This is a genomic window from Bacteroides sp. D20, from assembly GCF_003436255.1.
Classification (GTDB): domain Bacteria; phylum Bacteroidota; class Bacteroidia; order Bacteroidales; family Bacteroidaceae; genus Bacteroides; species Bacteroides uniformis.
Genome location: NZ_QSOO01000009.1, coordinates 72,247 through 97,360 on the forward strand (window position 1 = coordinate 72,247; position 25,114 = coordinate 97,360).

Annotated in this window: 21 protein-coding genes and 1 pseudogene; 10 read left to right on the forward strand and 12 right to left on the reverse strand. The window is 41.9% G+C overall.

Translation table 11 applies throughout. The features are described 5' to 3' along the window. Nucleotides 1-17 precede the first annotated feature (17 nt). The 3 genes from DXD78_RS10955 to DXD78_RS10965 all read left to right on the forward strand — a co-directional run bounded on the left by DXD78_RS10955 (nucleotide 18) and on the right by DXD78_RS10965 (nucleotide 5,021). A complete protein-coding gene (locus DXD78_RS10955) occupies nucleotides 18-905 on the forward strand; it encodes an alpha/beta hydrolase (protein WP_005836645.1) in 888 nt (295 codons plus the stop codon). A gap of 8 nt (nucleotides 906-913) precedes the next feature. Then, nucleotides 914-4,135, forward strand: coding sequence for a glycoside hydrolase family 2 TIM barrel-domain containing protein (locus DXD78_RS10960; RefSeq protein WP_009038563.1), 3,222 nt, complete (start codon nucleotides 914-916; stop codon nucleotides 4,133-4,135). Nucleotides 4,136-4,232: 97 nt separating this feature from the next. After that, on the forward strand, nucleotides 4,233-5,021 hold the full coding sequence (locus DXD78_RS10965; protein ID WP_034523162.1) for an N-acetylmuramoyl-L-alanine amidase-like domain-containing protein: 789 nt from the start codon (nucleotides 4,233-4,235) through the stop codon (nucleotides 5,019-5,021). 78 nt (nucleotides 5,022-5,099) lie between these two features. Here DXD78_RS10965 and DXD78_RS10970 read toward each other — a convergent pair whose 3' ends face one another. Next, nucleotides 5,100-6,665 (reverse strand): ATP-binding protein, encoded by a 1,566-nt coding sequence (locus tag DXD78_RS10970; RefSeq protein ID WP_005836639.1) that lies wholly within the window; start codon nucleotides 6,663-6,665, stop codon nucleotides 5,100-5,102. Between the two features lie 128 nt (nucleotides 6,666-6,793). Beyond that, the gene (locus tag DXD78_RS10975; RefSeq protein WP_057098064.1) at nucleotides 6,794-7,744 is read right to left on the reverse strand and encodes a glycosyltransferase family 4 protein; all 951 of its coding nucleotides are present in this window, start codon (nucleotides 7,742-7,744) and stop codon (nucleotides 6,794-6,796) included. A 60-nt stretch (nucleotides 7,745-7,804) separates the two neighbouring features. Here DXD78_RS10975 and DXD78_RS10980 point away from each other — a divergent pair, with 60 nt between their 5' ends. Beyond that, entirely contained in the window at nucleotides 7,805-8,665 is an 861-nt protein-coding gene (locus DXD78_RS10980) for a KilA-N domain-containing protein (protein WP_005836635.1), read from the forward strand. Between the two features lie 17 nt (nucleotides 8,666-8,682). Here the strand turns inward: DXD78_RS10980 and DXD78_RS10985 are convergent, their stop codons facing one another. From DXD78_RS10985 to DXD78_RS11025, 9 genes are all read right to left on the reverse strand, one after another. Next, on the reverse strand, nucleotides 8,683-9,663 hold the full coding sequence (locus DXD78_RS10985) for an NAD-dependent epimerase/dehydratase family protein (RefSeq protein ID WP_009038566.1): 981 nt from the start codon (nucleotides 9,661-9,663) through the stop codon (nucleotides 8,683-8,685). 121 nt (nucleotides 9,664-9,784) lie between these two features. Beyond that, complete coding sequence (locus DXD78_RS10990; protein WP_022400683.1) at nucleotides 9,785-10,615, reverse strand: glycosyltransferase; 831 nt, start codon at nucleotides 10,613-10,615, stop codon at nucleotides 9,785-9,787. A gap of 38 nt (nucleotides 10,616-10,653) precedes the next feature. Continuing rightward, nucleotides 10,654-11,844 carry a glycosyltransferase family 4 protein gene (locus tag DXD78_RS10995; protein ID WP_009038568.1) on the reverse strand — a complete coding sequence of 397 codons (1,191 nt, stop codon included), beginning with the start codon at nucleotides 11,842-11,844 and terminating at the stop codon, nucleotides 10,654-10,656. A gap of 13 nt (nucleotides 11,845-11,857) precedes the next feature. Continuing rightward, nucleotides 11,858-12,694: a phosphorylcholine transferase LicD gene (locus tag DXD78_RS11000; RefSeq protein ID WP_009038569.1), complete on the reverse strand. Its 837-nt coding sequence runs from the start codon at nucleotides 12,692-12,694 to the stop codon at nucleotides 11,858-11,860. Next, the gene (locus tag DXD78_RS11005) at nucleotides 12,694-13,944 is read right to left on the reverse strand and encodes an oligosaccharide flippase family protein (RefSeq protein WP_034529821.1); all 1,251 of its coding nucleotides are present in this window, start codon (nucleotides 13,942-13,944) and stop codon (nucleotides 12,694-12,696) included. The genes DXD78_RS11000 and DXD78_RS11005 overlap by 1 nt, the downstream gene beginning before the upstream one ends. 19 nt (nucleotides 13,945-13,963) lie before the next feature. Beyond that, nucleotides 13,964-14,947 carry a hypothetical protein gene (locus DXD78_RS11010; RefSeq protein ID WP_022400686.1) on the reverse strand — a complete coding sequence of 328 codons (984 nt, stop codon included), beginning with the start codon at nucleotides 14,945-14,947 and terminating at the stop codon, nucleotides 13,964-13,966. Nucleotides 14,948-14,953: 6 nt separating this feature from the next. Next, on the reverse strand, nucleotides 14,954-16,387 hold the full coding sequence (locus DXD78_RS11015) for an O-antigen polysaccharide polymerase Wzy family protein (RefSeq protein WP_157131994.1): 1,434 nt from the start codon (nucleotides 16,385-16,387) through the stop codon (nucleotides 14,954-14,956). Between the two features lie 229 nt (nucleotides 16,388-16,616). After that, nucleotides 16,617-17,957, reverse strand: coding sequence for a Gfo/Idh/MocA family oxidoreductase (locus tag DXD78_RS11020; RefSeq protein ID WP_009038573.1), 1,341 nt, complete (start codon nucleotides 17,955-17,957; stop codon nucleotides 16,617-16,619). 4 nt (nucleotides 17,958-17,961) lie between these two features. Then, nucleotides 17,962-19,041, reverse strand: coding sequence for an alanine--glyoxylate aminotransferase family protein (locus DXD78_RS11025; RefSeq protein ID WP_022400688.1), 1,080 nt, complete (start codon nucleotides 19,039-19,041; stop codon nucleotides 17,962-17,964). Nucleotides 19,042-19,509: 468 nt separating this feature from the next. Here DXD78_RS11025 and DXD78_RS11030 point away from each other — a divergent pair, with 468 nt between their 5' ends. Together DXD78_RS11030 and DXD78_RS11035 are read left to right on the forward strand one after the other, a co-directional pair. Then, nucleotides 19,510-20,139, forward strand: coding sequence for a BT4734/BF3469 family protein (locus DXD78_RS11030; RefSeq protein WP_009038575.1), 630 nt, complete (start codon nucleotides 19,510-19,512; stop codon nucleotides 20,137-20,139). Between the two features lie 54 nt (nucleotides 20,140-20,193). After that, nucleotides 20,194-21,969 (forward strand): DUF3987 domain-containing protein, encoded by a 1,776-nt coding sequence (locus DXD78_RS11035; RefSeq protein ID WP_009038576.1) that lies wholly within the window; start codon nucleotides 20,194-20,196, stop codon nucleotides 21,967-21,969. Between the two features lie 103 nt (nucleotides 21,970-22,072). Here DXD78_RS11035 and DXD78_RS11040 read toward each other — a convergent pair whose 3' ends face one another. Then, nucleotides 22,073-22,291 carry a DUF4248 domain-containing protein gene (locus DXD78_RS11040; protein WP_005829478.1) on the reverse strand — a complete coding sequence of 73 codons (219 nt, stop codon included), beginning with the start codon at nucleotides 22,289-22,291 and terminating at the stop codon, nucleotides 22,073-22,075. Nucleotides 22,292-22,499: 208 nt separating this feature from the next. On the opposite strand from DXD78_RS11040, the gene DXD78_RS11045 reads away from it, so the two are divergent. The 4 genes and pseudogenes from DXD78_RS11045 (at nucleotide 22,500) to DXD78_RS11055 (ending at nucleotide 25,089) form a co-directional block, all read left to right on the forward strand. Next, nucleotides 22,500-22,985 (forward strand): DNA-binding protein, encoded by a 486-nt coding sequence (locus tag DXD78_RS11045; RefSeq protein WP_009038578.1) that lies wholly within the window; start codon nucleotides 22,500-22,502, stop codon nucleotides 22,983-22,985. 39 nt (nucleotides 22,986-23,024) lie between these two features. Continuing rightward, complete coding sequence (locus tag DXD78_RS21055; protein WP_005829485.1) at nucleotides 23,025-23,132, forward strand: smalltalk protein; 108 nt, start codon at nucleotides 23,025-23,027, stop codon at nucleotides 23,130-23,132. 2 nt (nucleotides 23,133-23,134) lie between these two features. After that, nucleotides 23,135-23,341 (forward strand): annotated as a pseudogene (locus tag DXD78_RS11050) (N-acetylmuramoyl-L-alanine amidase); the annotation flags it as partial. Between the two features lie 68 nt (nucleotides 23,342-23,409). Further along, a complete protein-coding gene (locus DXD78_RS11055; protein WP_009038580.1) occupies nucleotides 23,410-25,089 on the forward strand; it encodes a recombinase family protein in 1,680 nt (559 codons plus the stop codon). Nucleotides 25,090-25,114 lie beyond the last annotated feature (25 nt).

The following is a 25,114-nucleotide window of genomic DNA, read 5'->3' on the forward strand; positions in this document are numbered from 1 at the left end:
TTTTAAATACCAAGAACATGAAAAAGATTCTACTTTTATCTTTTCTATTTGCAGCGACCATGTTATCTGCACAAAAGCCCGTTGAGCTGCCCCTATGGCCCAACGGTGCCCCCAATAACAACGAACTGACCAATTCCGGACAGAACCATAACAACGAATGGGTGTCCGATGTCACCACCCCTACCCTTACGGTGTACCCTGCCTCCCACCCCAACGGCATGGCCATCATCATGTGTCCGGGAGGCGGCTACGGGGGGCTGGCCATGAAGCACGAGGGACACGACATGGCTCCCTGGTTCAACACACAAGGCATCACCTATGCAGTACTGAAATACCGTATGCCCAACGGGCACCATGAAGTGCCCCTTTCCGATGCCGAACAAGCCATCCGCATGGTACGCGAACATGCCGCCGAATGGGGTGTCAATCCTCAGCGTGTAGGCATCATGGGCGCTTCTGCCGGCGGCCATCTGGCAGCTTCGCTTGCCACACTATACAGCAGTGACAAGACCCGTCCCGACTTCCAGATCTTGTTCTATCCGGTGATTTCCATGCAGAAAGGCGTTACCCATGGAGGTTCCCGTAAGAACCTTATCGGAGAAAATCCATCTCAGGAACTGGAACAAAAATACTCCCTCGAAAGGCAAGTGTCCCCACGCACTCCGCAAGCTTTCATCATGCTTTCTTCGGACGATGACGCGGTGCCGCCCATCAACGGCATCGGTTACTTCCTTGCCCTGCGCGACCATAAAGTACCTGCCAGCCTGCATGCCTACCCCACCGGCGGACATGGCTGGGGATTCCGGGACAACTTCACCTACAAGCGTCAATGGACGGAAGAACTGGAGAAGTGGTTGCGTGAAGGGCTCGTATTCCCGGTCTCTGAACCTACCACAAAGAAATAAAAGCAATTATGAATAAAAAGTATTTTTTACTCACTTGCCTCGCAGCGTTTCCCTTTGCCCTGACTGCTCAGGAGAACAATCGCTACGAAGAGATTACCAACCCCAAGCTGACAAGCATCAACCGGGAGCCTGCCCGCAGCACGTTCACCTCCTACGTCACGGAGGCTGATGCCGTCATCAATGACCGCAAGAACGGAACCTTCCGCTTATCCCTTAATGGGAAATGGAAATTCCATTACGTGGAAGCCTTCGCCGACCGCCCCACGGACTTCATGATGGACCGTGTGGACGCCAGCCGTTGGCCGGACATCAATGTACCCGGAAACTGGGAGTTGCAGGGATTCGGCACGCCCATCTATGTGAACCAGCCTTATGAATTCTGTTCTTCGGGCTATCCTCCTTATTGGGACAAGCCCAATCCTCCATACGTTCCCCAAGAATGGAATCCCACCGGCACCTACCGCCGCGAGTTCACTCTTCCGGGAGACTGGGACGATAAGGAAATTTTCCTGAGTGCCGACGGCGTACGCGGGGCAGCCTTCTACTACCTCAACGGCAAGTTTGTAGGCATGAGTAAAGATGCAAAGACTCCGGCGCGTTTCAACGTCAGCGCCATTGCCAAGAAAGGGAAGAATGTCATTGCCATTCAGATACACCGCTTTTCCGATGCCAACTATCTGGAATGCCAGGACTTCTGGCGCATCAGTGGTATCGAACGGGACATTTACTTATATGCCCAGCCTCAAATCCATCTCACGGACTTCAAGGTGGAGTCTCCTTTGGATGAGAACTACCGGAACGGTATCCTCAAGGTAAAGGTGCAGTTTACCAATGAAAGCGGACAAAATTCCCCATTTGTCGTTGGTTACCGCCTGCTGGACAAGAACGACCAGCAGATAGCCCAGTCCTCTACTCAGGTCAGCGGTGACCAGACAGAGGTGGAGTTCACCAAGAAAACCATCCAGGAACCTTTGCAATGGACAGCCGAAACGCCCAACCTCTATACCCTTGTCATCAGCCTAAAGCGCCCGAATGGAGATGTGATTGAAGCGACAAGCTGCAAAGTAGGATTCCGCACAGTGGAAATCAAGGACAAACAACTGTTGGTAAACGGACAACCTATCCTCGTGAAAGGCGTGAACTATCACGAACACAACGAGAATACCGGTCACTATGTCTCCGAAGAACTGATGAAGAAAGATTTCGAGCTTTGGAAGAGATACAATGTCAATACCGTCCGCACCTGTCACTATCCCCAGCAGGAACGTTTCTACGAACTCTGTGACGAATATGGTATCTACGTCATCGACGAAGCCAATATAGAAAGCCACGGCATGGGTTACGACCTGCGTGTAGGCGGCACGCTGGGAAACAATCCGCTCTTCATGAATGCCCACCTCGACCGTACCATGAATATGTACGAACGGGACAAGAACCATCCGTCAGTCATCATCTGGTCGCTGGGCAACGAAGCCGGAAACGGATTGAATTTCTACGTTACCTACAACACCTTGAAGACGCTCGACAGTCGTCCCATCCAGTATGAACGCGCACTGTTGGAATGGAATACGGACATCTACTGCCCGATGTACGCTTCCCCTTCCTATCTGGAAAAGTATGCCCGGAACAAGGAGATGACGCGTCCCCTCATTCTTTGCGAGTATGCCCATGCCATGGGCAACAGCCTCGGCAACTTCCAGGACTACTGGGACATCATCGAGAAATATCCTATCCTCCAGGGCGGCTGTATCTGGGACTGGGTAGACCAGGGCTTTGCCGCCAAGACAGACGACGACCGTAAATACTGGACCTATGGCGGCGATTATGGCGAGAACGGCACGCCCTCCGACGGCAATTTCTGCATCAACGGCGTGGTATACCCCGACCGCAGTGTCAAGCCGCAGACAGAAGAGATGGGAAAAGTATACCAGAACATCAAGTTCCTTGATTTCGACAAGCAGACTTCCACCGTGAAAATCCGCAATGATTTCTCCTTCACCAATCTCGACAAGTACGACTTCTACTACATCATCCGCGACCACGGAAAGGAAGTCTACCGTGGCAAGATTGAAAATATCCATGCCGCACCGGGCAAGACGGTAACCACCGGCTTCCTGAACGGCATACCCAAAGAGAAACAGACAACGGGAGATGTGCGTATCGAGTTCTATGCAGCCATCAAGACGGCAGAGCCTTTCCTCCCGGCCGGCACGGTCATCGCACGCGAACAGACCTACGTCCATACTTTCTACAAGAAAGAGGCTACGGCACAGCAGCCCGCCACTTCTAAGGAAGAGGGAAATTTGGTGGCGTTCTCCGGTCCCGACTTCAAAGCCACCTTCGACAAGCAAAGCGGTCTGCTCACCTCCTATTTATACAAGAAGCACGAGTACATACTGAACGGTCAGGGTCCCCGGCCATTCTTCTGGCGTGCACCGACGGACAATGATTATGGAGCCAACCTCCCCGTCCGCCTCAAAGCCTGGAAAGAGGCAAGCTACCAGGAACCAAAAGCCGAAAGTTTCCAAGTGACTCCGGGCAGCAATGCCACGACAATAAAGGTGACCTACCGTTTTCCACAGACAGACGCCCGTTGGGACATCACCTATAAGATATATGCCAGCGGAGTCATCAAGGTAGACAACCGGTTCGTGGCCGAAGGAGACCAAGCTCCGATGATACCGCGTGTAGGCCTGCGGATGCAGTTGCCGGAAAGCTTTACAGACTTGACCTACTACGGTCGCGGTCCGAAAGAGAATTACCGAGACCGCCGTACCTCCCAGTTCATCGGAGAGTATGCCATCCCGGTCAAGAACATGTACGAGCCGTATGTCCGCCCACAAGAGAACAACCATCGCACAGATATCTATTGGTGTGCCTTTACCGATAAGACGCAACGGGGCCTGCTGCTCATCGCCGACCGCACCTTTGAGCTGAACGCCTCCAACTATCCCCTGGAAAGTATGGACAGCGGCGATACGATTGACAACGGCGCTCCGCGTACCGAAAAGACCCATCACCGCCACCTCACCGACCCTCTGCCGGAAAAGATGGTCGATTTGTTCATTGATTACCGCATGATGGGTGTCGGTGGAGACGACAGTTGGGGCGCAACCGCCCATGAGCCCTATCTGATTCGTCCGGGCAAAGAGAACGCCATTGAATACGGTTTCTCCCTTGTTCCGTTCGATAAAAAGGAGGATTATAAATATTTAATCCGGCAATATTGAATTTAATCCCTCCGGATTAAGCTTTTATAAAAAGGATGTAGTAAATTTGCTGCATCCTTTTTACGTTCAAGAACAATAATAATCAAAAGAAAGAAAAATGAAAACAATGACTAAATTTATGTTCAGCGCCCTCTGCGCCGCAGCCATGGTAACTTCCGTTTCTGCCCAGGGAGGGAAAGATATGTTGAGCAATGGAATAAAGTATCTGGATGTGCCATACGTAGCCCATACGTTGGAGGCTGATGGTCCCGAAGAACTCGTCATCAACTGCGATGAAGTAGACTGTACCACGCTGGTGGAATATGTACTGGCAGAGACACTCACCCCCAAATTGGCCGACGGAGACATCTCGGAAAGCGCTTTCGCCGATAACCTGCAAAAAATCCGTTACCGTGACGGTAAAATCGACGGGTACACTTCCCGCCTGCATTATATTGCCGACTGGATAAACAATGGCGTACGCAACGGCTTCCTTCAGGATGTAACGGGCGCCATGAGTCCCGACACCGAACGGTTGTCTATCTCCTACATGTCTTCCCATCCCCAACTTTACAAGCAGCTGGCCAATTCGCCGGAGAACGTAGCCAAAATGAAGAAGATTGAACAATCCTTGTCCGGCAAGGAAGTTCACTATCTTCCCAAAGCCAAACTTCCCGCCGATGGTCTCCCGTGGATTAAAGACGGCGATATCATAGCCATCACCACCAACACTCCGGGGCTGGATGTAGCCCACATGGGAATCGCTTTCTATGCGGATAGCAAACTCCTGCTGGTACACGCTTCCTCTACCGACAAGAAAGTGGTCGTCTCCAAAGTCCCCTTGTCCCAAATGCTGAAAGACAATAATAAGTGGACGGGAATACGGGTGCTGAGGATGAAGAAATAAAATGAAATACTATAATATGGAAAAGGCGATGAAGATTTGATTCTCCATCGCCTTTTCCGTATATAGGATTGTTCGTTCCTATTCCTCCACGACAATATATTCATCAATATTCCGTGTTTCTTTACTGAAGTTCACACCTACTTTCACTAATTTCCTGCCATCCAAGGTATAAGGAATCAGATAACCTTTCTCATCTATTTGCTTCAGAGCTGCGTCGGCCGTACCGTCCAGTTTGAACTCAAAAACATAAATAGCGGTAGGGGTATGAACTACTGCGTCCGCACGGCCGCGGCTGCTGCGAACCTCGGACCGGATGAACTGTCCCAGCAAAGTAAACACTACATGAAAAATAACCTGATAATGACGTTCCGTATCATCACTCAACTCGTACGGAATACCGGAGAAGAATATCTTAAGACGCTCCATAAACGCCTCCACATCCCCACTCTTCAATTCACGCATGAATTTAGCGATGTGGAAACCAGTTTCATCATCAGTAACTTTAGTATAAAAAGGAACCAGAAAATTGAGGAAACCATAACAAACTTCATCATTCGGAAATTGAAGCGTATAAAGGCAAACCTCTTTATCATAAGCTTTTATAGTCAAGTAACCGCTCTGATAAATCATAGGCAGAGGATTATTAGCTTCTGCACGATATTCAGAGAAGGCAGAGGCAGTAACCTCTACGCCATTCAGCAAAAGGCGAAGATCATAGTCACTCTTTTTTAATAAATCCACCAAATAAGTAGGTGTACCCGTCTGAAACCAGAAGTTGCCGAACTTCAATTTCTGGAATACATTCAGAAGGCTGAAAGGGTTAAAAAGCCCCACCGAAGTATCTTCACAAAAATGATAGCCGTCATATTTCTTTGCCAAACGAAAAATCGTTTCCTCCAAAGTCAGTTCTTCATTCTCACTTAACCGTTGTATTTCCGGGCCAAATGTTTTTATAAGTTCATCTTGTGTAATGCCGCACAAAGCATTGTATGCTCTATCCATGCTGATATCATTCAGCTGATTCAAGTCACTGAACACACTTACTTGCGCAAACTTGGTCACTCCGGTCAGGAAAACAAAACGAAGATAACGGTCAGCGCTCTTCAAGACACCGTAGAACGCTTTCAATATTTTCCGATACTCATCCAGCAAGTTCTCATCCAAGACCGCTTGAAGCAATGGCTTGTCATACTCATCAATCAGCACAACAACCTGCTTTCCCGTCAGCGTGCATGCCCGCTCTATCACGTAAGCAAAACGCTCCTCCGGACTACGGTCTTCCTTCTCCTGACCATAGAGCAGCTCCCATTTCTCCAGATATTGATTAAGCATAGCCGTCAGGTCAGCAGCAGTTTCATATTTCCGGGCATTCAAGTCAAGATGTAGAACAGGATACTGTTCCCACTTCGTTTCCAACTGTTCGATGGCCAAGCCCTGAAACAAGTCTTTGCGTCCTTGAAAGTAAGCTTCGAAAGTGGAAATGAGCAGACTCTTGCCAAACCGACGGGGACGGCTTAGGAAATAAGGAGTAGAAGTAGATGCTATTTGATAAATCATAGCAGTTTTATCTACATAAAGAAAACCGCCTTCACGTAGTTTATCAAAAGTCTGTATGCCTATCGGCAGCTTACGTATCTGTTCCATGTTATTATTATAACCTGATTGGTGTATGACAAAGGTACGATTTATATTTCAAAAATAAGACGAAAGGCGATGGAGATTTTAGTCTCCATCGCCTTTCATTATTTTACTAATCATCATTTCAGCATTACTCACGTAGACTGGTGCAATCCGAAATACTTCTTCATAAAACAGATATAAAGAAAACAAAGCAAAAGAATTATACCTGCCAAATACCAATAACTGTAACCTAAACACATTATATATCCTACGATGATGATTGCCTGCACTGCCATGTAAATAGAAGAAACCATTATATGGGGAATCTTCAGCTCATTCGCCATAATCTGATACAGATGCTTGCGATGCGGTAGCCCGATATTCTCATGAAGCATCAGGCGGTGAATGATAGTCAATACACTGTCTACCCCATAAACGGACAAAAGAACTATCCAGCTGAAATCACCCGTTCCAATGATAAGTCTTCCTATCAAAAAAAGAAGGATGAAGGCAATGCTCACCGAACCCACATCACCGGCAAAGCATTTGGCACGCTTGCGGAAATTGAAGAAGCAGAAGACTAGAACGGAACAGATAACGGTATAGATGAAATCCGCTTCTACAAAAGTAACCACCTCCTTATTGATATAGGCCAACGCAGCAAGAATAACCAGAGAATAACCTCCCGTTATCCCATTAATCCCATCCATAAAATTGTAGGCATTGATGATGCCCGTACAGACTATCAAGGCTATGACTATCCACCACCAGGACAAGGAGAACAGCCCCCACTGATAAAACATCATAGCCATAGCAGAGAAATGAAAAAGCAGTCTTGTCATCTGTCCGGTGGATTTTATATCGTCCACGAAGCTGATGAACGTCACCAGTGTCAAGGCAAGCAGGAACCAGGGATATTCAAAGCCACTCGTCAGGAAATAGGCAAACGCCCCGAAATAGAAAATAATCCCACCACCGCGTAAAGTCACTTTCGTATGGGAACTCCGCTCATTGGGATTGTCGATGATATTGCACCTATCAGCTATTCTAAAATAAAAAAGTTCTGCTAAAAACAATAAGATTACAATTATCAATAAATACATGTCTTAAAAGTAAATTATCAAATTAAAAAGGTTTATCTTTGTGAAAAATAGAAAACACGAATGAGCCCTATAAAAAAAATAAAAGTCAACAACCTGGATATTTCCATTTCGATAGAAAGCAATAAAGACGACTACTTCTGTTTAACAGATATCATAAAAGATAAAGAAGGAGAAGATCACATACGAAATTGGATGAGGAATAAAAACACAATTGAGTTTCTAGGTACTTGGGAAATCTTAAATAATCCGGATTTTAAAGGTGTCGAATTCGACACCTTTTTAAATCAAGCCGGACTCAATAGATTTAATATGACTCCCAAAAAATGGATCGAAGCAACCAATGCTATAGGAATAGTCTCTAAAGCAGGTAGAAATGGTGGAACCTATGCACATAAAGATATTGCATTAGAATTCTGCTCTTGGTTCAATCCCACCTTCAAACTATATCTTTTAAAAGAATATCAGCGTTTAAAAGAGTTTGAAAATGACCCATTAAAAGTAGAATGGAAAATTAAGCGCATATTATCTAAGACAAACTATCACTTACATACTGATGCCATAAAAAGCTATATACTTCCTCAATCCAATATGTTAAAAGACTCACAATGGCTAATATATGCAAAAGAAGCAGATTTATTAAATGCAGCGTTATGGGGATGTACAGCCTGCGAATGGAGGGATGCAAATCCTGAATATGCATCAAAAGGCCTTAATATAAGAGACATGGCAAGCATAAATGAATTAGTCGTATTATCTAATTTGGAGTCTTTTAATTCTGAGTTAATCAAGTTATCTATACCCAAACAAAAACGTTTCAAACAACTGCAAGAAATGGCACAAAAACAGATCCAGCAATTGAACACATGGGAAACTGAAAAAAAGTTCAAACAAATAGATAATAATACAAATTTGATAGAATAGTGCTTATTCTATCAAATTCATAGTGAGAACGACTTTATCGTTCTCACTATCCCCTCCTCTGCCCTCACCGGCATTCTGTCAATACCAAGGGCAGCCTTTATCTTCGCATTACTCACCACATAATTCTCTGTCAACTTGCGCAGACGCTCTGCATTCAAAGGCAAATGGAGCAGAGTCCCAAGCCGGGCACAGAATTCCATCAGTCCTCTGTTTATCTTCCAGATATGCGGCTTGCGCTCCAAAGCCCGACACATCAAAGTTATCAGTTCATTTGTGGACAAGGCATCGTCATCTCCCATGTGGTAGATACCACTCGCCACCTCCTTGGTCAAAAGACCTTCCACCACGTAGCAGAGATTGTCTATCGAAGTAAAAGACCTTCTGTTCTCAAAGGCCCCCAAAGGCCAGGGAATGCCTTTCCTCACCACATTATAAAGAAGATTCAGATTGCCTTTGTTGCCGGGACCATGAATCATGCAAGGACGCAGGATATAGACATCTTTGCCATCATATAGATTAGCTTTCAATCTGCCATCCTCGGCCTTCAACCGGCCAAGGATGTAATTCTCCGCAGCTATCTTGCTTTCCCCATACGGCCCTACCGGGGCAGGCACCACATCTTCAGTCAGCATATCCCCCACCACACTGTCGGCAGCAGCTTTTACCGAACTGAAGAATACGAATTTCTTCGCGGACGATTCCAGAAAAAAATTAAATATCTTTTGGGTCAATCCCGTATTGATATCAAAATAGGATTGGGCTGCGGACCGGTTTTTCATATCATGGGCTTTACCAGCCAGATGAATAATGGCATCGAATTCAGGAAGATCCCGCATCGGAAAAGAAGCCGGTTCAATATCCTTCCAGAAAAAAGTCTTTATCACCCCCTCCTTTTCAGGTGCGACAATATCCAGCCCGTAAAGACAATGACGTTCCTTTAGGGCAATAACAAGATTGGAGCCCACAAAGCCGTGGATTCCAGTGATTAATATGTTCATGGAATTATTCTATAAAATATACTGACCAGAAACGTGATTACCAGTTAGGGACAAAGCCTTTACCGAGGACAAAGGTAGGTCATTTATTACTTGCCAGAAATAGCATATAAGATATTCCTATTTACTCTCTCATTTTACGGGGATTCATGCGATTCATCAGCCCTTGAAAATAAACATTTAAAGGATATGGCAATAAAGAACGGACAAAGGGTATACAAACTCCAATATATGCAATGAAAGACAAATGAAGTCTTCTACAGCCACGTAAACCTATTTTCATTCTATGCCACCCTACTTCTATACTGTTTTTTCTCACACTGTCAGCAAAGAAGCGATAATGCAACAATGGTTCCGAAATATTGGCAAAATGCAATCCTTTTTCTGCACACCTGAACCATAAATCATAATCATCCTGACGCGGACCGGCATCAGGTTTATACCCACCTACTGATAAGATTGCATTTTTTCGATACATCACAGTAGGATGATTCAAGGGACAAGTCCAGACCAGACGAACAATATCCTCATGCGAAACTGGAACCTTTATAACCTCTTCAAGATTATTTCCACATTCGTCAATTTTAGTCGCATAGGCCCCCACAATATCTATCGTAGGATGTGATTGCAAAAAAAGAACTTGTTTCTCAAAACGAGATGGATAGCAAATATCATCTGTATCCATACGAGCCACAAACTCATAGCTACAATGCTTTAAGCCTATATTAAGTGCCTTGCTTAATCCTAAATTATTAGGCAAAGGAATAATTTTAAGCAAATTAGTATCGTAAGAAGATAGAACTTTTTCTAATTCAACAGTGAGAGGTCCATCCTTAATCAATATGATTTCAGAAGGAGGAAGCGTTTGGTTCAGTACACTATCAAGTGCAGACTTCAAATAAATCGGCCTTTCTTTATAATAGACCGAAATCAATACAGAATAGTTAGGTGACATTTATATAAGATGAATTATTTAAGAATCCATAGCTATTCTCAAGCCTTCTGCCATAATTTCGCATAAGATAATATCATAGCCTTTTGAGAAAATTTTTCTTCATAAATAATTCTTGACTTTTTCCCCATTTTTACAAAATCAGGTCTGTCAATCAATATCTTTTCAAACAACTCAGAGAGTTGTTGTTCATCTACATCTACCAAATAGCCTGAAATACCTTCAACAATCATTTCTGGAATACCTGCTATACGAGTAGATATAATGGGCAAACCACAACGCATAGCTTCAATAATTGATATTGGCAATCCTTCGTCTTTAGAAAACAAAATAAAAGCATCCGAGTTAGTCAAATAGTCATTTACTTGGTTTGAGTTGCCCACAAAATAAATATCAGCAGAAAGTGTAGCTGCTACTTTTTCCAAAATATTACGCGAAGGACCATCTCCGACAAAAGTCATGGAAAAAGATTTTTGTTGTTCAGAGGTCAATTTAGATAATGCATGAAGTATGCCTATTTGATTTTTACGATTACACAATGTTCCTACGCATACTAACCTAGTCTGATTGGTTGAAGATATACACTTACTTCCACCTTCAATATCAGGGATGCCATTATAGACAAATGAAGTCTTTTGCGAAGATATGTGGGGGTAAAGATGACAAAAATTCCAACGTGGGAAATCGGCTACAAAATTTACTTTATCCACTCTATTCAGTACAACATCCTCTATCCTACGTTTCATAATACCAAAAAAACAAGAACGAAACAAAGGGTAATACTCTTCATACATTGACCATAAAGAGCCATTACTATGCAGTGTCAAATACACAGATTTTTTGTTTTTTCTTTTACGCTTCAAATAGTAATAACAAGCAAACAAGTCTTGGAAATGAATAATATCCGGCAATTCATCATTGGGTATTTCATCGAAGGCTTCTACTATCCGTTTGGAATATCGTAATCCAGAAAAATAAATCATAGCATACGTCATGAGATGGCTATATTTAGCATATCTCATTAACTTGTTTTTTAGTGACGCTTTCCTCTTGATTTTATCATTGTTAGAAAAATTTCTTACTTCACCATGTACATCGTCAAGTGTGAAAGTTGATAGTCCGATTCCCTGATTCGCAAAATCATTGATGCAACTTCTTAACCCAAAGACAAACTGTGCAGCCCCATTAGGTGCTTTTATCCATCCGGGGAAAATAATCGTTACTTTTTTCATTATACTCCTATTTTCATTCATTCCATTCTAAACTTTCTTTGTGATTACAGCGTGTAAAAGGTTCTATTCCATTATTATGACTGACTCGTTTGTTAAGAGGAGGCAATTGCATATAATCGCCAAAATATTCGCGCAAATAAGTATCATAATTACATGGGATATTAAACATCTCTCCTTCAAACTCGTGACGTTTCAAAGGGAAAAGAACATCTTTGGATAAAAGCTTATACTCATTTATTTCCATGGCCCAAGCCAAGCTATCGGCTTCCTCCATTGTTTCAGCATGGAAAAAGTCATTGAGCCAATTATAAAGAGGAATATGTGAATATCTAATAAAACGTTTCATCAAATACCCCACTGTACGTTGCAAAAAAGCTCCATGTCTTACTACTGAATAATTGGTATCGTGAAGAAATAATTTCAGATGCGATTGCCACCATGAATGTTTTACATAATCAAAAGGGAAAATATCTAAAAATATACCTTTATGACATTTCAATCGTTCATACATTGGCTCATGAAAAGTACTGTATTTATCACGTAATTTCGCAAAAAACATGGGATAATCAGAATCTGTTTCTCTGGTTTGCAGGTAGATATCATCGCGTAATTCAGTTTTTGCAACTTCTAAAAAACGATAATAATCATTACGCAACATCGCTACATCAATATCATCGTCCCAAGGAATAAATCCACCATGGCGAATAGCTCCTAACAAAGTTCCTCCATCAAGCCAATAAGGAATATCATATTTTGTACAAATGCGATCTAACTCTCTAAGTAATTTAAGCATAACAAGCCTGGCTTGCTCATTCACATTCTTACCTTTTTCACGGTCATCTTTCAGCATTATCTTAATATTTTAAATTTTCTAATGTAATATGCTCTTGCCACTAATAATGAAATATTAGTTATAAGCTGTATAATCAAAATTGATAAAAGATTGGTATGCAAGTTGAAAATAAATACAAATAACATGCATGCAACGTAAACCCCCAAAGAGCACCACATGGTTATGTTAAATGCTTTAAAATAGCCAGCTGCAACCAAGATGGGACTACCTTGCAAATAAATGATAGAATTGGTAACTATCAGCGGAGAAAGAATATATACTATTTCAACAGAGGGTTCCATCAACCCTTTGCCCAGAAGTTCAACTCCCCAAGGTGCCAGCAGCACACACAGCCCCCATATCAGTATAGCAACCCAAAAAGATATTGCCATAACCTTACGCATTAATCGAAAATTACGTTCAGATGCCACTTTAGGATAGAGAACTTGATTAAGAATCATTATAGGAAAAGAACCTAAACGAACTATCTTATTAGCTAAGTCATAATATGCCACTTCCTGCATACCAATAAAATTACCAAGCAAAATAGCATTGCTTCGTTCTATTATCATATCAGCAATACGTGAATAAAAAATGGAAGTAGAGCGTTTGAAACGATACACCACATTGCGCATTTTTACCCCTATCAGCCTAACCTTATATTTCTCAAACATCACATACAATCCATAAGCAGTGCCAAACAAGCTACCAAGACTGAACAAAATAGGATAATACAGATAGTCGGCTTTCGAATGAATGAATACAACCATCAATATCACAAAAACAAGTTTACAAATCAACTGAAAATAGGTAACATACTTCAGTTCTTGTATTCCTTGAAAAAACCAACCCGGGAATAATACAGAAGCTATGCAATGTCCTGAAAAAAGGATATAAAGCATTTTCATCTTTACATCAAATAACATTAATGCTCCCACTAATAGCAACAGCAAAAACATACAAAATATAAAGCGAATGTAAAGCACCGATGATACAATCTCATTCAATCTGTGCTTGACATGTTGATATTGGGCTACATCTTTCACCGCAGAGATATCAAATCCCCACGCAGCCACCATTTCAATATATGTAATTACCGTAAACGAAAATACAATGTAGCCATATAATTCATCACCCAGTTTACTAATAATGTAAGGATAAGTAATTAATGGTAAAAACAAAGCTAATACATTAAGTATAGAAACAAAAAAATAGTTCTTTACCAAGATTTTATTTGATAATATTTTATCTATTATTATCCGTTTCAACTTTACCTATTTAAGATATTCAACATCCATTATTTATTAATAGAGCCCTCATTTCTTCCCTACTTTTAACACAATCAAATCCCCAATATTTGAAGGCAAGAAGTCGTTTATCCACTTGTGCTTGTGATGAATCTTTTTCAAAAGTTTCCCATAAATCACGCCATAAAGGATTCACTTCTTCCAAGGTTTGTACAGGATTAATTACAAGATGAGGTTTGCCGAGATATACGCAATATCCTGTATGAGTACCAATACTATTTGAACAAGTATAATCAGATAATAAGATAATCGTTTTCAGACGATTCAAGAAGTTTATATCCAACTGATGACCAGCAGTGGTCACTTTAAATCCAGCTTTATTATATAAATCACCAAAACCGTTTTTATTTTCATCTAAATAATACATATTCACAATTACAGTATCAAATCCAAGCTTCTCTTTAAGTTCTAGCAATTCATCAATCATACAATGTATTTCATATTCTAAGCCACCCTCACAGCATGTATGTGTAGGAAAGAAAAGAAGAGTTTTGCCTAATTCCTTTTTCAAGGAATTCATCTCTTCACTATTCAACATACATTCAGCATAATGTATGTAAGGGCCAATAGCAATCACGGGTTTATGTAAACTTCCAAGCCCCTTCACTCGTATGTTGCTGAAAGTCATGATACGTTTGGTCGTTTTACACCACGCGGCCATAGGCACATAATCATCTACATAAAGTCCATGTTCTATTGACCATCCAAACTTATTTACACCTGAGTATTGTTTCAAAGCATAAGCCTGACCATAAAAATTAGAATCCTTAATAGCCTCTATTGGATAATAAGGTATAGGTTTTACTAATTCCTTATAATCAAACATGCTCAATGCCTGACGACGGTTAATCTCTTTCCAAAACCGTTTCTTGTTTCTCAAGCGATAATAAGTGTTATAGAGTGACAATAAAAGGAATGATTCTTTAAGTATTTTTATTAAGAAAAGTTTTAACACATTACTCATTGCTATTCAAAAAATAATAAGTTTATTAAAAAATGCATCTTTCAATTTTCGTTTATTCCATGTTACAACAACTGCCCTTAACGTAACATAAAATAAAACTCCTATCATAATTAAGAATGGAGATGGGAAATAACTACCTCTTGAGGTCCATATTAAATGTGGAATAATAAACCAAGAAAAATACACATAAGTATATGACTTATTATAATTCCGTTCATACCATTTTATGATTCGCCCTATTAAATAGCTACCTATAATCAATGCCAACACACCTCCTAATTGATAAAGTTCAGCAATATACGAACTCCCATAGCCAACACCAGACAAATATAACTCCGGATTGACGGCATACATTAATTGATCATCCAAACTTAAGGTATGTTGTACCAGTTCCTCTGACTGTCCTTTCCTATAAAGAGGGTTAAAAAACCATAAGAAAGTAGTACATAAAGAAAACAGAATAGAATATCTTGTGGAATTAGCGAAATCGCTAGAATAATCTAAATAATTACCTAATAAGACATAAGTAGCACCTTGAGAATAAAATAAAGCAAAGAGCATCTGAGAAATGCTTAGATTAAAAGAAGCATCTTTGTCCCTCAAAAACAAGATTCCCTGAGCTACAAATGCCACAAAAAGAATGAAACAAGCTATATTTTTTACTGAAATCTTTTTAGTAGAATAAAAAGAATAATAAAACCAAATAAAATAAACGATAGGAGCTAATAATGTACTTCTACTCCCTTTCAAAAAAGATACTGAAGACACCAGAAAAAATAGTACACAGTAATATTTAAACTGTTTTCTTGACGGAACAAACATTAATAGCATTGGAAAAACTATATTAAAAAATCCCCAACTAGCTCTCGCAAAAAGAGGTGCAGGAGGCATTTCCATAAACATGATTAAATAACCATATTGTTTTATCAACATCAAGTCATGCATGCCCTTATAAAGTACTCCTGGTGCAGATAGCAGAATTAAATAATAGAGAATTTTTTGTAATTGTTTGTCCGTATAAACATAAGAACTGGCTTGCGATGTAAATTGCGTGTAATCCTTTGCTTTAAAATCTGATTTTGCATAACTCGATAAATATCCGATTATTACCGAAACAAAACTCACAGAAAGTATTAATAATACTTCAAGAACAGTGGTATCAGCAAAAGTATAAAAGACATACTTATCCGATTCAAACAAAATCGAACTATCAAAGATGGATAAAAATACTCTTGAACAAAGAAAAAGAATAAATCCATAAATAAAAATCATTATACAGCTAACGACCTTAACAAAACGAAGAAAGCTTACAAGTATATATACGATAAATAAAATTAGAGCATATTGCAAACAAGGAATAGACTCAATAACATATCGAGCAAAAAACACAAATAGTGCAAAGAATATTGACACAATCAATATTTGTAATTCTTTTTTCAACAAATACAATTTCAAATTTACCATTTCACTCTTTGTAACTCTATTAATAGCACTATGTGAGAAGCTTTCTCTTTAAATAGATACCTCTTACGTCTTAAATAATCAAAACATACCATATCTATTAATATTGAATTTTGCCAAGTCTATTTAATCGGAACATAAACTGAAAGATGTTTTGTAATACTTAAATATTTTAGTTACTAACTACCCTCGCCAGTCAATAATAGTGCTACAACTTGTACACATTCTTTCCTAATATATATATTTCCTGAACCTCTGCCATCATAAGGTTCTCTTCCTTCGACACCTTACTAAAATAATAACCATCCGTTAAGATTGCAGCTACAAAGTCTTTGATTTCATAGCGTAAACCTTCACCTACATATGGATAAAAATACTTCTTATTATAATTTTGGTCTTCATAACGGACTTCAAAACAATCAGTCTTCCACCATGGAGCCGGTACATACACATACCCCTTGGTTCCTGCAATAGTCAAAGAGCCCTCTGTTTTAACCCCCAACCCTACCTGAAATGAAGCAACAGCATGATCATAACGAAAAACAGCCTTAGTGAACATATCCACATCATTCTTCATCTTTGAATAAAAATTAATGTTTCGGAACTTTGTCCCCAAAAACTTAAAGATAGGCAGCAGAGGAAAACAAGCATTCTCGCTCATACTACCGCCAAAATGTTTACTGTCAAGCTTTGCTGAATTTTCGTCTGTAAGAGTGGTTACAGAAGCATTTACCTCAACGATCTCACCAATCACACCGGATTTGAGCAGAGAGAATAAGTGCCCGAAAGCAGGACAATAAGCAGTTTTGAGTGCAATCTGAAGCAATAAACCTTTTTTCTCTGCAATCGAGTAGAGTTCTTCTGCCTGCTTCTTACTAAATACAAATGGAGTTTCACAAAGAACAGGCTTTCCCGCGTTCAAAGCAGACTTTGCATATTCATAATGAGTATAGTGTGGAGATGCAATATAAACGGCATCGCAATTTTCATACAACTCTTCTAAATCACGAGCAACTATAGGAATCAAGAATTTTTCACAGAACGAAACACATTCTTCTTGATTAGGATTGTATGCAACAGAAACGGACGCACTATTCACATTTTTCGACTCTGGAACAAAACGTGAAGCAATACTGCCAGTACCAATAATGCCAATATTGACAATAGGATATTTCTGGCGAAGCAAAGTAGATGATATCCCTTGAGTACGAGGAAGATAAATCACTTTACAGAACTCGTTGAGATAGTCAAAATAGCCTTCCCAATCTGAACCGATTGCAAAAATATCCACTCCATATTTCTGTATATCATCAATCTTCTGCCCACGATATTCTTCTATCACAATCTGATCTGCAAGACCGGTGGATTTAACCGCTTCAATACGTTCCATCACGTTATTGCACGTGTTCATCTTGCCTCTCTCCAAGTCGAAACTATCTGTGGTAACACCCACAATGAGGTAATCACCTAAAGCTTTCGCACGTTTTAAGAGGTTATAATGCCCCTGATGAAACAAATCGTATGTTCCGTAAGTAATAACCTTCTTCATAACCTTAGATAAATCGCTTTTCTCTTAAATCAATAAATGCAGCAATCAGTTTGTCGTAATCCTCCTTCTGAAGATGACCAATATGACCTATACGAAAAATTGTATCCTTCATATTTCCACCATTAGGACATATCCACATTCCATACTCATCCTTCATCTTAAGGAAAATTTTAAAAGCAGATTGAGTTATGGGATGGAGCGGAGTGACAGCATTACTAAGGCTTTCACTGACAATTTCAAAAGGAAGATTATTCTCAACAAGCTTATCACGAAAATACTTAGCCAATTCTGCACAACGCGCAATCTCCACCTCCGCACCACCTGCAGATTCAATTTCTTTTAAACGGACATTAATTTGACGAAGGATACCAACAGCAGGAGTCCAAGGAGTCTGCCCTCTCTCCATATTTTTAAGAGCAAGCTTCAAATCAAGATACTGACAGCAACATTGGACCTTTTCTATACGTTTAATAGCCGAAGGAGCAAGAATCATAACTGCAATACCCGGAGCGCAAGCAAGAGCCTTCTGACTTCCAGTAATCATCACCCCTGCATCCATTGCCGCCATATCAAATGAATCGCAAAGGAAGGTAGAGATTGTATCAACAATCAAGAAACAATTATTACGTTTGCAAAAATCAGAAACAAGATTGATATCGTAATGTACCCCCGTAGAAGTTTCGTGCTTCTGCATAAGGAAAGTAGTGTAACCCTTGCTCTCATATTCAGCAAGATGTTCAGGCTTCAAAGCTCTACCATACTTAAGCTTAATTTCCGTAAAGGGAATTTTATGAAGGGTAAGCAATTCCACAAAACGCTCACCAAAGCTACCACCATTGATTACAAGAGCCTTATCCTGTGGCGTAAGGCAATTTATGATGGCAGCCTCCATACCACCAGAGCCAGAACATGTCATGAAAACAACCTTACTATCTTTAGTCGCATTAGCAAACTTCTTAACAAGACGCTCATTCTCAAGCATCATTTCTGAGAACTCTGCTGTTCTAAAATATGGCACCTGTTCGGCACCTATGGCCCGTACAGCATCAGAAGATTGCACCGGACCTACTGTAAAATTAATCATTTATATAGATTCCTTTAATTATCAGTAATAATCAACCAATCCAATCATCACTCCCCCTTCTTCCTAGCCTCCAGCCATTTCTCCACCCATTCCCCAGCCAATTTCCTGATTTCGTCATCATCCAGTTCCTCCAGTTCATCGATATAGTATCGCAGAAGAGTTTCGTATGTACTAAGTGGGGCGTTACACCCTTTTTTTTAAGTCTATGTACGTGGATGGAGAAATATGCAAATCCTTGCAAAGAGTTTCAATAGTGACTCCACTCTGTTTTCTCGTTCGCTCGATAAAAAAGCCCAATGAAGGGTGAATAAAATTTTTGCCCATTTAGATAAATTTTAAGTAATTAGATAGAATACTATGTTATATATTGTTATTATTTACTTTGTTCCTTTAAAATCTTTCTTACATGTGGGAAAGATTCAACGAAAGAGAATGAATACCTTTGAGCCAACCATTTAAACATATAATATGCCAAAATCTTTTAAAATGTCGCTTTTCATGCCACCCATCTCGCCGATGAAGGACGGAGCGACCGGGAAAACCGTGAAAAGCGCCACGCTTACCCCCCTGCGTACTTTAGAACTGAACGAAGTTTACCAACTCATCACAGCCAACAAACGGCTGATCACCCTAACACAAGCCATCCGCGAAGCTGCCCTACAAGGCGATGATAACAACTGCCGGATGCTGAAACAGCAAACCTTACCCTACGTCACCCCCTGCGGCGTATTCACCCGACGACGGAGCGACTGCCTAAAGCTACCCTCCGGACTGGTGGTGGTGGACGTAGACCATCTCGACTCGCCTGACGAAGCCGGACGCCTGAAGCAACTACTGTTCAAAGACCCTTACCTCGCACCGGTACTGGTGTTCATCAGCCCTACCGGACGAGGTGTAAAGGCTTTTGTACCCTGTCCTATCGGAAAAGACAGCACGGAGGCGGTGCGCTGGGCCATGAATTACGTCCACTGCATGTATGACACCGAAAATACACAACCCGGAAAAGGAGTGGACACTTCGGGGAAAGACCTCGTACGTGCCTGTTTCCTCTGCCATGACCCGAAGGCACTGCTCAGAGAAGTTGTGAATTTCGAATGATGAGTCATTGCAAATCACCGACTACAAATTACTAATTATAAATTACCAAATCCGATGGAACCACTATCTTCATTGCACCTTCTGGCCGAAGCAGTCAGAAATGCAGGAGCAGACATTGCTCCAACCTATCAAGAATATATACAACTGGCATTTGCTATTGCCACCGACTGCGGAGAAGCAGGACGGCATGATTTTTTAAGTCTGTGCAGCCTGTCGTCCAAGTACGACCAACGGGCAGCCGACAAGCTCTTCAGCAATGCCCTGAAGACCGGCCGTAACGACGTGCATCTAGGAACCGCCTTTCATCTGGCCGAGCTTTGCGGCGTGAAGATTCAGCATGAAGCCGCACCCGCCATTGGTACACTTGGTACACAAAGTTCACCCCTCTCTTCTACCTCACACACACGCGCACGCGAGGAAGAGTCCGCATCGGGCATTGAACCACTGTCTCCATTACCCACTTTCGACGAACACCTCCACTGGCCTTATCCCCTGAATCGCATCATGAGCTGCGGAACCTCCCTCGCCCAATACGATGTACTGCTACTGGGTGCCATCACCGTATTGGGTGCCAGTATGGGAAAACACGTCCGATGTTCCTACGGAGGAAAAATGATGTCCCCCTGCCTGCAAACCTTTGTAGTAGCCCTACCTGCATCCGGCAAAGGAGTGCTCTCCTTGGTACGCCTGCTTGCCGAGCCCATTCACGATGAAATACGTGGGCAGGTAGACGAAAGCATGGCATGTTACCGCCGCGAAAAAGCAAAATACGACACACTGGGCAAGGAACGTGGAAAAACGGAGACTCCCGTAATGCCTCTCAACAAGATGTTCCTCATCTCGGGCAACAACACCGGAACCGGCATCCTGCAAAACCTGATGGACTCCGACGGTACCGGACTGATATGCGAAAGCGAAGCCGACACCATCTCCACCGCCATCGGTTCGGAATACGGACACTGGAGCGACACCATGCGCAAAGCCTTCGACCACGACCGACTGTCCTACAACCGGCGCACCGACCACGAATACCGAGAGGTAAAGAAAACTTATCTTTCCGTACTTCTGTCAGGCACCCCCTCACAAGTGAAACCACTGATTCCCACTGCTGAGAACGGGCTCTTTTCTCGCCAGGTATTCTACTACATGCCTGCCATACATCATTGGCAAAACCAGTTCGACCGCAATGACAGCGATCTTGAAGATACCTTCAAGGCTCTGGGCATGGAATGGAAGGACAAACTGAAAACCATTGTCATGAACGGAATATTCACCCTTCACCTTACGGACGGACAGAAAGATGAATTCAACCGGCTCTTCTCCCGGCTTTTCGTACGCTCCGGACTAGCCAACGGAAACGAGATGTCAAGCAGCGTGGCACGTCTGGCCATCAACATCTGCCGCATCATGGAAGTGGTGGCCATGCTCCGCGCAATGGAACAAGGGGAAATCACCGCCTCGCCTTACGTGTCGCCCGACCCTCACACAGCCACAGACAATCTGAAAGACCACATTGTCAGCCGATGGAATCTCCTCATTGCTTCCGCTGACTTTCATGCCGTACTCTCACTGGCCGAAAGCCTTTACCGGCATACCACCCATATCCTCTCCTTCCTGCCCAACACCGAAGTGACAAGCCGCGGCAATGCCGACCGGGATGCGCTGGTAGACAGCATGGAAGAAGAATTCACACGGGCCTCTTTCCTGCAGAAAGCCGGAGAGATGGGCATCAAATCGGAAACCGCCTCCACCTGGCTCAAACGTATGCAGAAACACGGGCTGGTGGAAAATGTAGATGGCAAGGGAAACTACCGGAAACCCAAAGTCTGACATTCACTTCGCTTCACGCACGCGTATGTGTGTGAGACGAAAGGATGGATGAACCTCTGTACCAAGTGTACCAACCTGACCTTTACGCCATCCAACCTCAGGTTTAAGGCTCTCCCAGTGCAGCCACTATCAGCCGCACCTGGGCAGGCGTATAAGAGCGGGAACGGGAAGAACCACCCAAGGCGGAAAGTCCGTCACGCAAATCGGGACAAAGGTCTATCCAGTGTTTCAGTTTGCGGAAGGCAGCCTCCGGACAAAGATTGGGACAATAGATTTGGGCCAATTCGGTACGCCCGTATGTACGTATGACAAAAGAATCCATAGTTGACAGTTACGATTTATATTTCATCAAAAGTAACTATAAATCATGACATTATCAAACTTGCAAGCGTAAATAACCGACTAAAACAGACCCAAACAGACGAGAACCTGCAAAAACCGGCAAACGCCCATATCCACAGCCTTATCTTTGCATCGTTGAGTTCAACACAGCAAATGTTTTTATCCTTTAACTTCTAAATTTTAATTGTATGATTCGTTACAAAAAGTATCAAGTGACGGGCGAAGACAGCCCACTGAAAGGCCTCTGGTATGCACGCCCCGTAATCGAAGAAACCTTCGACATCGAAAAATTGGCCAAGCACATGTCCAATCACAACACCCCCTATTCGAGTGGTGTCATCAAGGGGGTACTGGCAGACATGGTTTCCTGCACCAAAGAATTGATTCTGGACGGCAAGAACGTGAAACTGGATGACCTTGCCATCTTCTCCGTAGGAATCGTCAGCAAGAAAGGGGCGCAATCCGCTGCCGACTTCTCGCTGGCCAACAACGTGAAGGGGCTGAAGCTCCGCGCCCGTGCCACTGGCGAACTGAGTAATGCCCAAATCAACCTGGATGGACAGCTGAAGGAATCTTCCCTGTACACCGTAGGCGGAAAAGCTCCCGATGGCAGTGGTTCCGACGGCGGTTCCGGAGGAAGTGACGGTGATCAAGGCGAGAATCCGTTAGGATGAGAATAATTACAAATTACTAATTATCAATTACCAATCATCATGAGTGAAGACAAAAAGTCAAAATCCGTGTGGGGCATTGTCCTCAAAGTAATCATCACCGTAGCTACCGCCATAGCGGGAGCTTTAGGTCTGGGCGCTTGCAAATAGCCATGCGTACGATTACCCTGCTCATTGTTCATTGCTCAGCCACGCCTCAAGGCGTGGCCCTGGGCTTTGAGGATTGCCGCCGCGACCACATCCACCACCGCGGCTTCCGTGACATCGGCTATCATTTCTATCTGACCCGCAACGGCGAAATACACCGCGGCCGCCCGTTGGAAAAAATAGGTGCGCATTGCCTCAATCACATATTTCATTAGATATTTTAGATAACTTGTTACGTTTTTAATTAACTTTGCATCATAAAAATCAAAAAGCATTGATAATGAAAGCAATACTATTAGTCAGAGTATCTACAAAGACACAAGACTTTGACGAACAAGAAAGAGCAATATATGAGATGGCGATTAAAGACGGTTATTCACCAGATGATATTATACCTATCTGTGAAAAGGAATCCGGTATCAAGCTATCAGAAGAAGAACGTGCAGGACTTAACAGAATGAAAGAACTGATAGAAACGGACAATGCCATTAACTGTGTCTATTGCTGGGAAGTGTCCCGTATTGCCAGAAGAAAGAAGATTAACTTTAGTGTGCTGGACTATCTAATCAACCATAAGGTGCAGTTGGTAATAAAGGAACCGTCCATACGTTTATTTAAAGATAACGGTGATATTGACGAGGGTGCAGAAATGATATTCACATTGTTCAGTCAGATGGCGGAAAGTGAGATGAGAACCAAGTTAGCCAGATGGAAACGCACCAAGGATGCCAAAAGGAAAGAATCATACTATACCGGAGGCTGGTTATTGTATGGCTATAAAGTGGACGAAAAGACAAGGAAGATTGTGCCGGATGAAAGTGCTGCCGTAGTAGAACAAATATTTAATATGTATCTAACTGGGAAATACAGTTATGGAAGCTTAGCTAAAGAATTGATACACACTGGTATCTTTAATTATAAATTATCTACAGCCAGAAGTATGGTATCACTCATACTTAATAATACAGCCTATGCCGGTCTGCCGTCCAGTAGCAACGGTTACAACAAGCTGCGAACAGAGGGCAATGTTTATCCCGCCATTGTAACTTTAGAAATGATTGAACGTTGTAAAAAAATAGCGGAGGGCAATGTTTACAAGGCAAAGAAGCAATACAATAACTATTATTTTGGCAAAGGCTTGTTAAGATGTCCTTATTGTGGGGGGACTATGGTAGCCAAGAAGAATAATAATACCTATCATTGCCAAAACTGTGACAAAGGATTCTGGATTCAAATAAATTTAGTTGATAGTATATTGTGGTATACTGGTAGTATGATTTATTTAGGAAGGATGACCTCCAATAATGATGAAGCCAGAAAGCAATACCAACAGCAATTGGAGAACTATGACAATAAAATAACCACTTCTGAAAATAGAATAACCGCCATACAAAACAAGATAGATGTAATAGAGCATAGAGCTTATGTGGACGGAACACTTTCTATTAATAAGGCTGATTCGTTCATTAAAGAATTGAACGATAAGATAAGTGAGGAAAACAAGGCTCTCAATAAATGGAAGAATGAGCAATCAGCAGTCAAACAAATGCTGATAGACATTGAATCAAAGGTTACTGGTGTAACACTCGAAACAATCAATAATATAAAGGATGATGAAACCAGATTCAAAATCATACATGAAGTGCTGGATAATGCTTTTATTGACAAACTGGGTGCATACCAATATAATATTTCCATTTATCCTACACTTTCAGAGAAACCGTTACAGTTCCTTTTAGATACAAAAAAGAATAAGGCTTATACTGACCTTAGAAAGGTTAAAGGCATTAACAGATTGCAAGAAATCAACTGTTATGAACAACGCTTTAAGCCAATAAGAGATAAACAGAAGAACAGAGAATATAATGTGAAGTATTGCCAAGAACATAAGGAAGAAAATGCCAGAAGACAAAGGGAATACAGAGCCAGACTAAAGGCACTCAAAGAAGATAAGAAATAAAGTCTTCTGCAATTAGCAGACTTTT

What these genes read in the sequence shown, in the direction of transcription:
- DXD78_RS10955 (WP_005836645.1), top strand. Translation starts at nt 18, where the DNA reads ATGAAAAAGATTCTACTTTTATCTTTTCTATTTGCAGCGACCATGTTA.
- DXD78_RS10960 (WP_009038563.1), top strand. Translation starts at nt 914, where the DNA reads ATGAATAAAAAGTATTTTTTACTCACTTGCCTCGCAGCGTTTCCCTTT.
- DXD78_RS10965 (WP_034523162.1), top strand. Translation starts at nt 4,233, where the DNA reads ATGAAAACAATGACTAAATTTATGTTCAGCGCCCTCTGCGCCGCAGCC.
- DXD78_RS10970 (WP_005836639.1), bottom strand. Translation starts at nt 6,665, where the DNA reads ATGGAACAGATACGTAAGCTGCCGATAGGCATACAGACTTTTGATAAA.
- DXD78_RS10975 (WP_057098064.1), bottom strand. Translation starts at nt 7,744, where the DNA reads ATGTATTTATTGATAATTGTAATCTTATTGTTTTTAGCAGAACTTTTT.
- DXD78_RS10980 (WP_005836635.1), top strand. Translation starts at nt 7,805, where the DNA reads ATGAGCCCTATAAAAAAAATAAAAGTCAACAACCTGGATATTTCCATT.
- DXD78_RS10985 (WP_009038566.1), bottom strand. Translation starts at nt 9,663, where the DNA reads ATGAACATATTAATCACTGGAATCCACGGCTTTGTGGGCTCCAATCTT.
- DXD78_RS10990 (WP_022400683.1), bottom strand. Translation starts at nt 10,615, where the DNA reads ATGTCACCTAACTATTCTGTATTGATTTCGGTCTATTATAAAGAAAGG.
- DXD78_RS10995 (WP_009038568.1), bottom strand. Translation starts at nt 11,844, where the DNA reads ATGAAAAAAGTAACGATTATTTTCCCCGGATGGATAAAAGCACCTAAT.
- DXD78_RS11000 (WP_009038569.1), bottom strand. Translation starts at nt 12,694, where the DNA reads ATGCTGAAAGATGACCGTGAAAAAGGTAAGAATGTGAATGAGCAAGCC.
- DXD78_RS11010 (WP_022400686.1), bottom strand. Translation starts at nt 14,947, where the DNA reads ATGAGTAATGTGTTAAAACTTTTCTTAATAAAAATACTTAAAGAATCA.
- DXD78_RS11020 (WP_009038573.1), bottom strand. Translation starts at nt 17,957, where the DNA reads ATGAAGAAGGTTATTACTTACGGAACATACGATTTGTTTCATCAGGGG.
- DXD78_RS11025 (WP_022400688.1), bottom strand. Translation starts at nt 19,041, where the DNA reads ATGATTAATTTTACAGTAGGTCCGGTGCAATCTTCTGATGCTGTACGG.
- DXD78_RS11030 (WP_009038575.1), top strand. Translation starts at nt 19,510, where the DNA reads ATGCCAAAATCTTTTAAAATGTCGCTTTTCATGCCACCCATCTCGCCG.
- DXD78_RS11035 (WP_009038576.1), top strand. Translation starts at nt 20,194, where the DNA reads ATGGAACCACTATCTTCATTGCACCTTCTGGCCGAAGCAGTCAGAAAT.
- DXD78_RS11040 (WP_005829478.1), bottom strand. Translation starts at nt 22,291, where the DNA reads ATGGATTCTTTTGTCATACGTACATACGGGCGTACCGAATTGGCCCAA.
- DXD78_RS11045 (WP_009038578.1), top strand. Translation starts at nt 22,500, where the DNA reads ATGATTCGTTACAAAAAGTATCAAGTGACGGGCGAAGACAGCCCACTG.
- DXD78_RS21055 (WP_005829485.1), top strand. Translation starts at nt 23,025, where the DNA reads ATGAGTGAAGACAAAAAGTCAAAATCCGTGTGGGGCATTGTCCTCAAA.
- DXD78_RS11055 (WP_009038580.1), top strand. Translation starts at nt 23,410, where the DNA reads ATGAAAGCAATACTATTAGTCAGAGTATCTACAAAGACACAAGACTTT.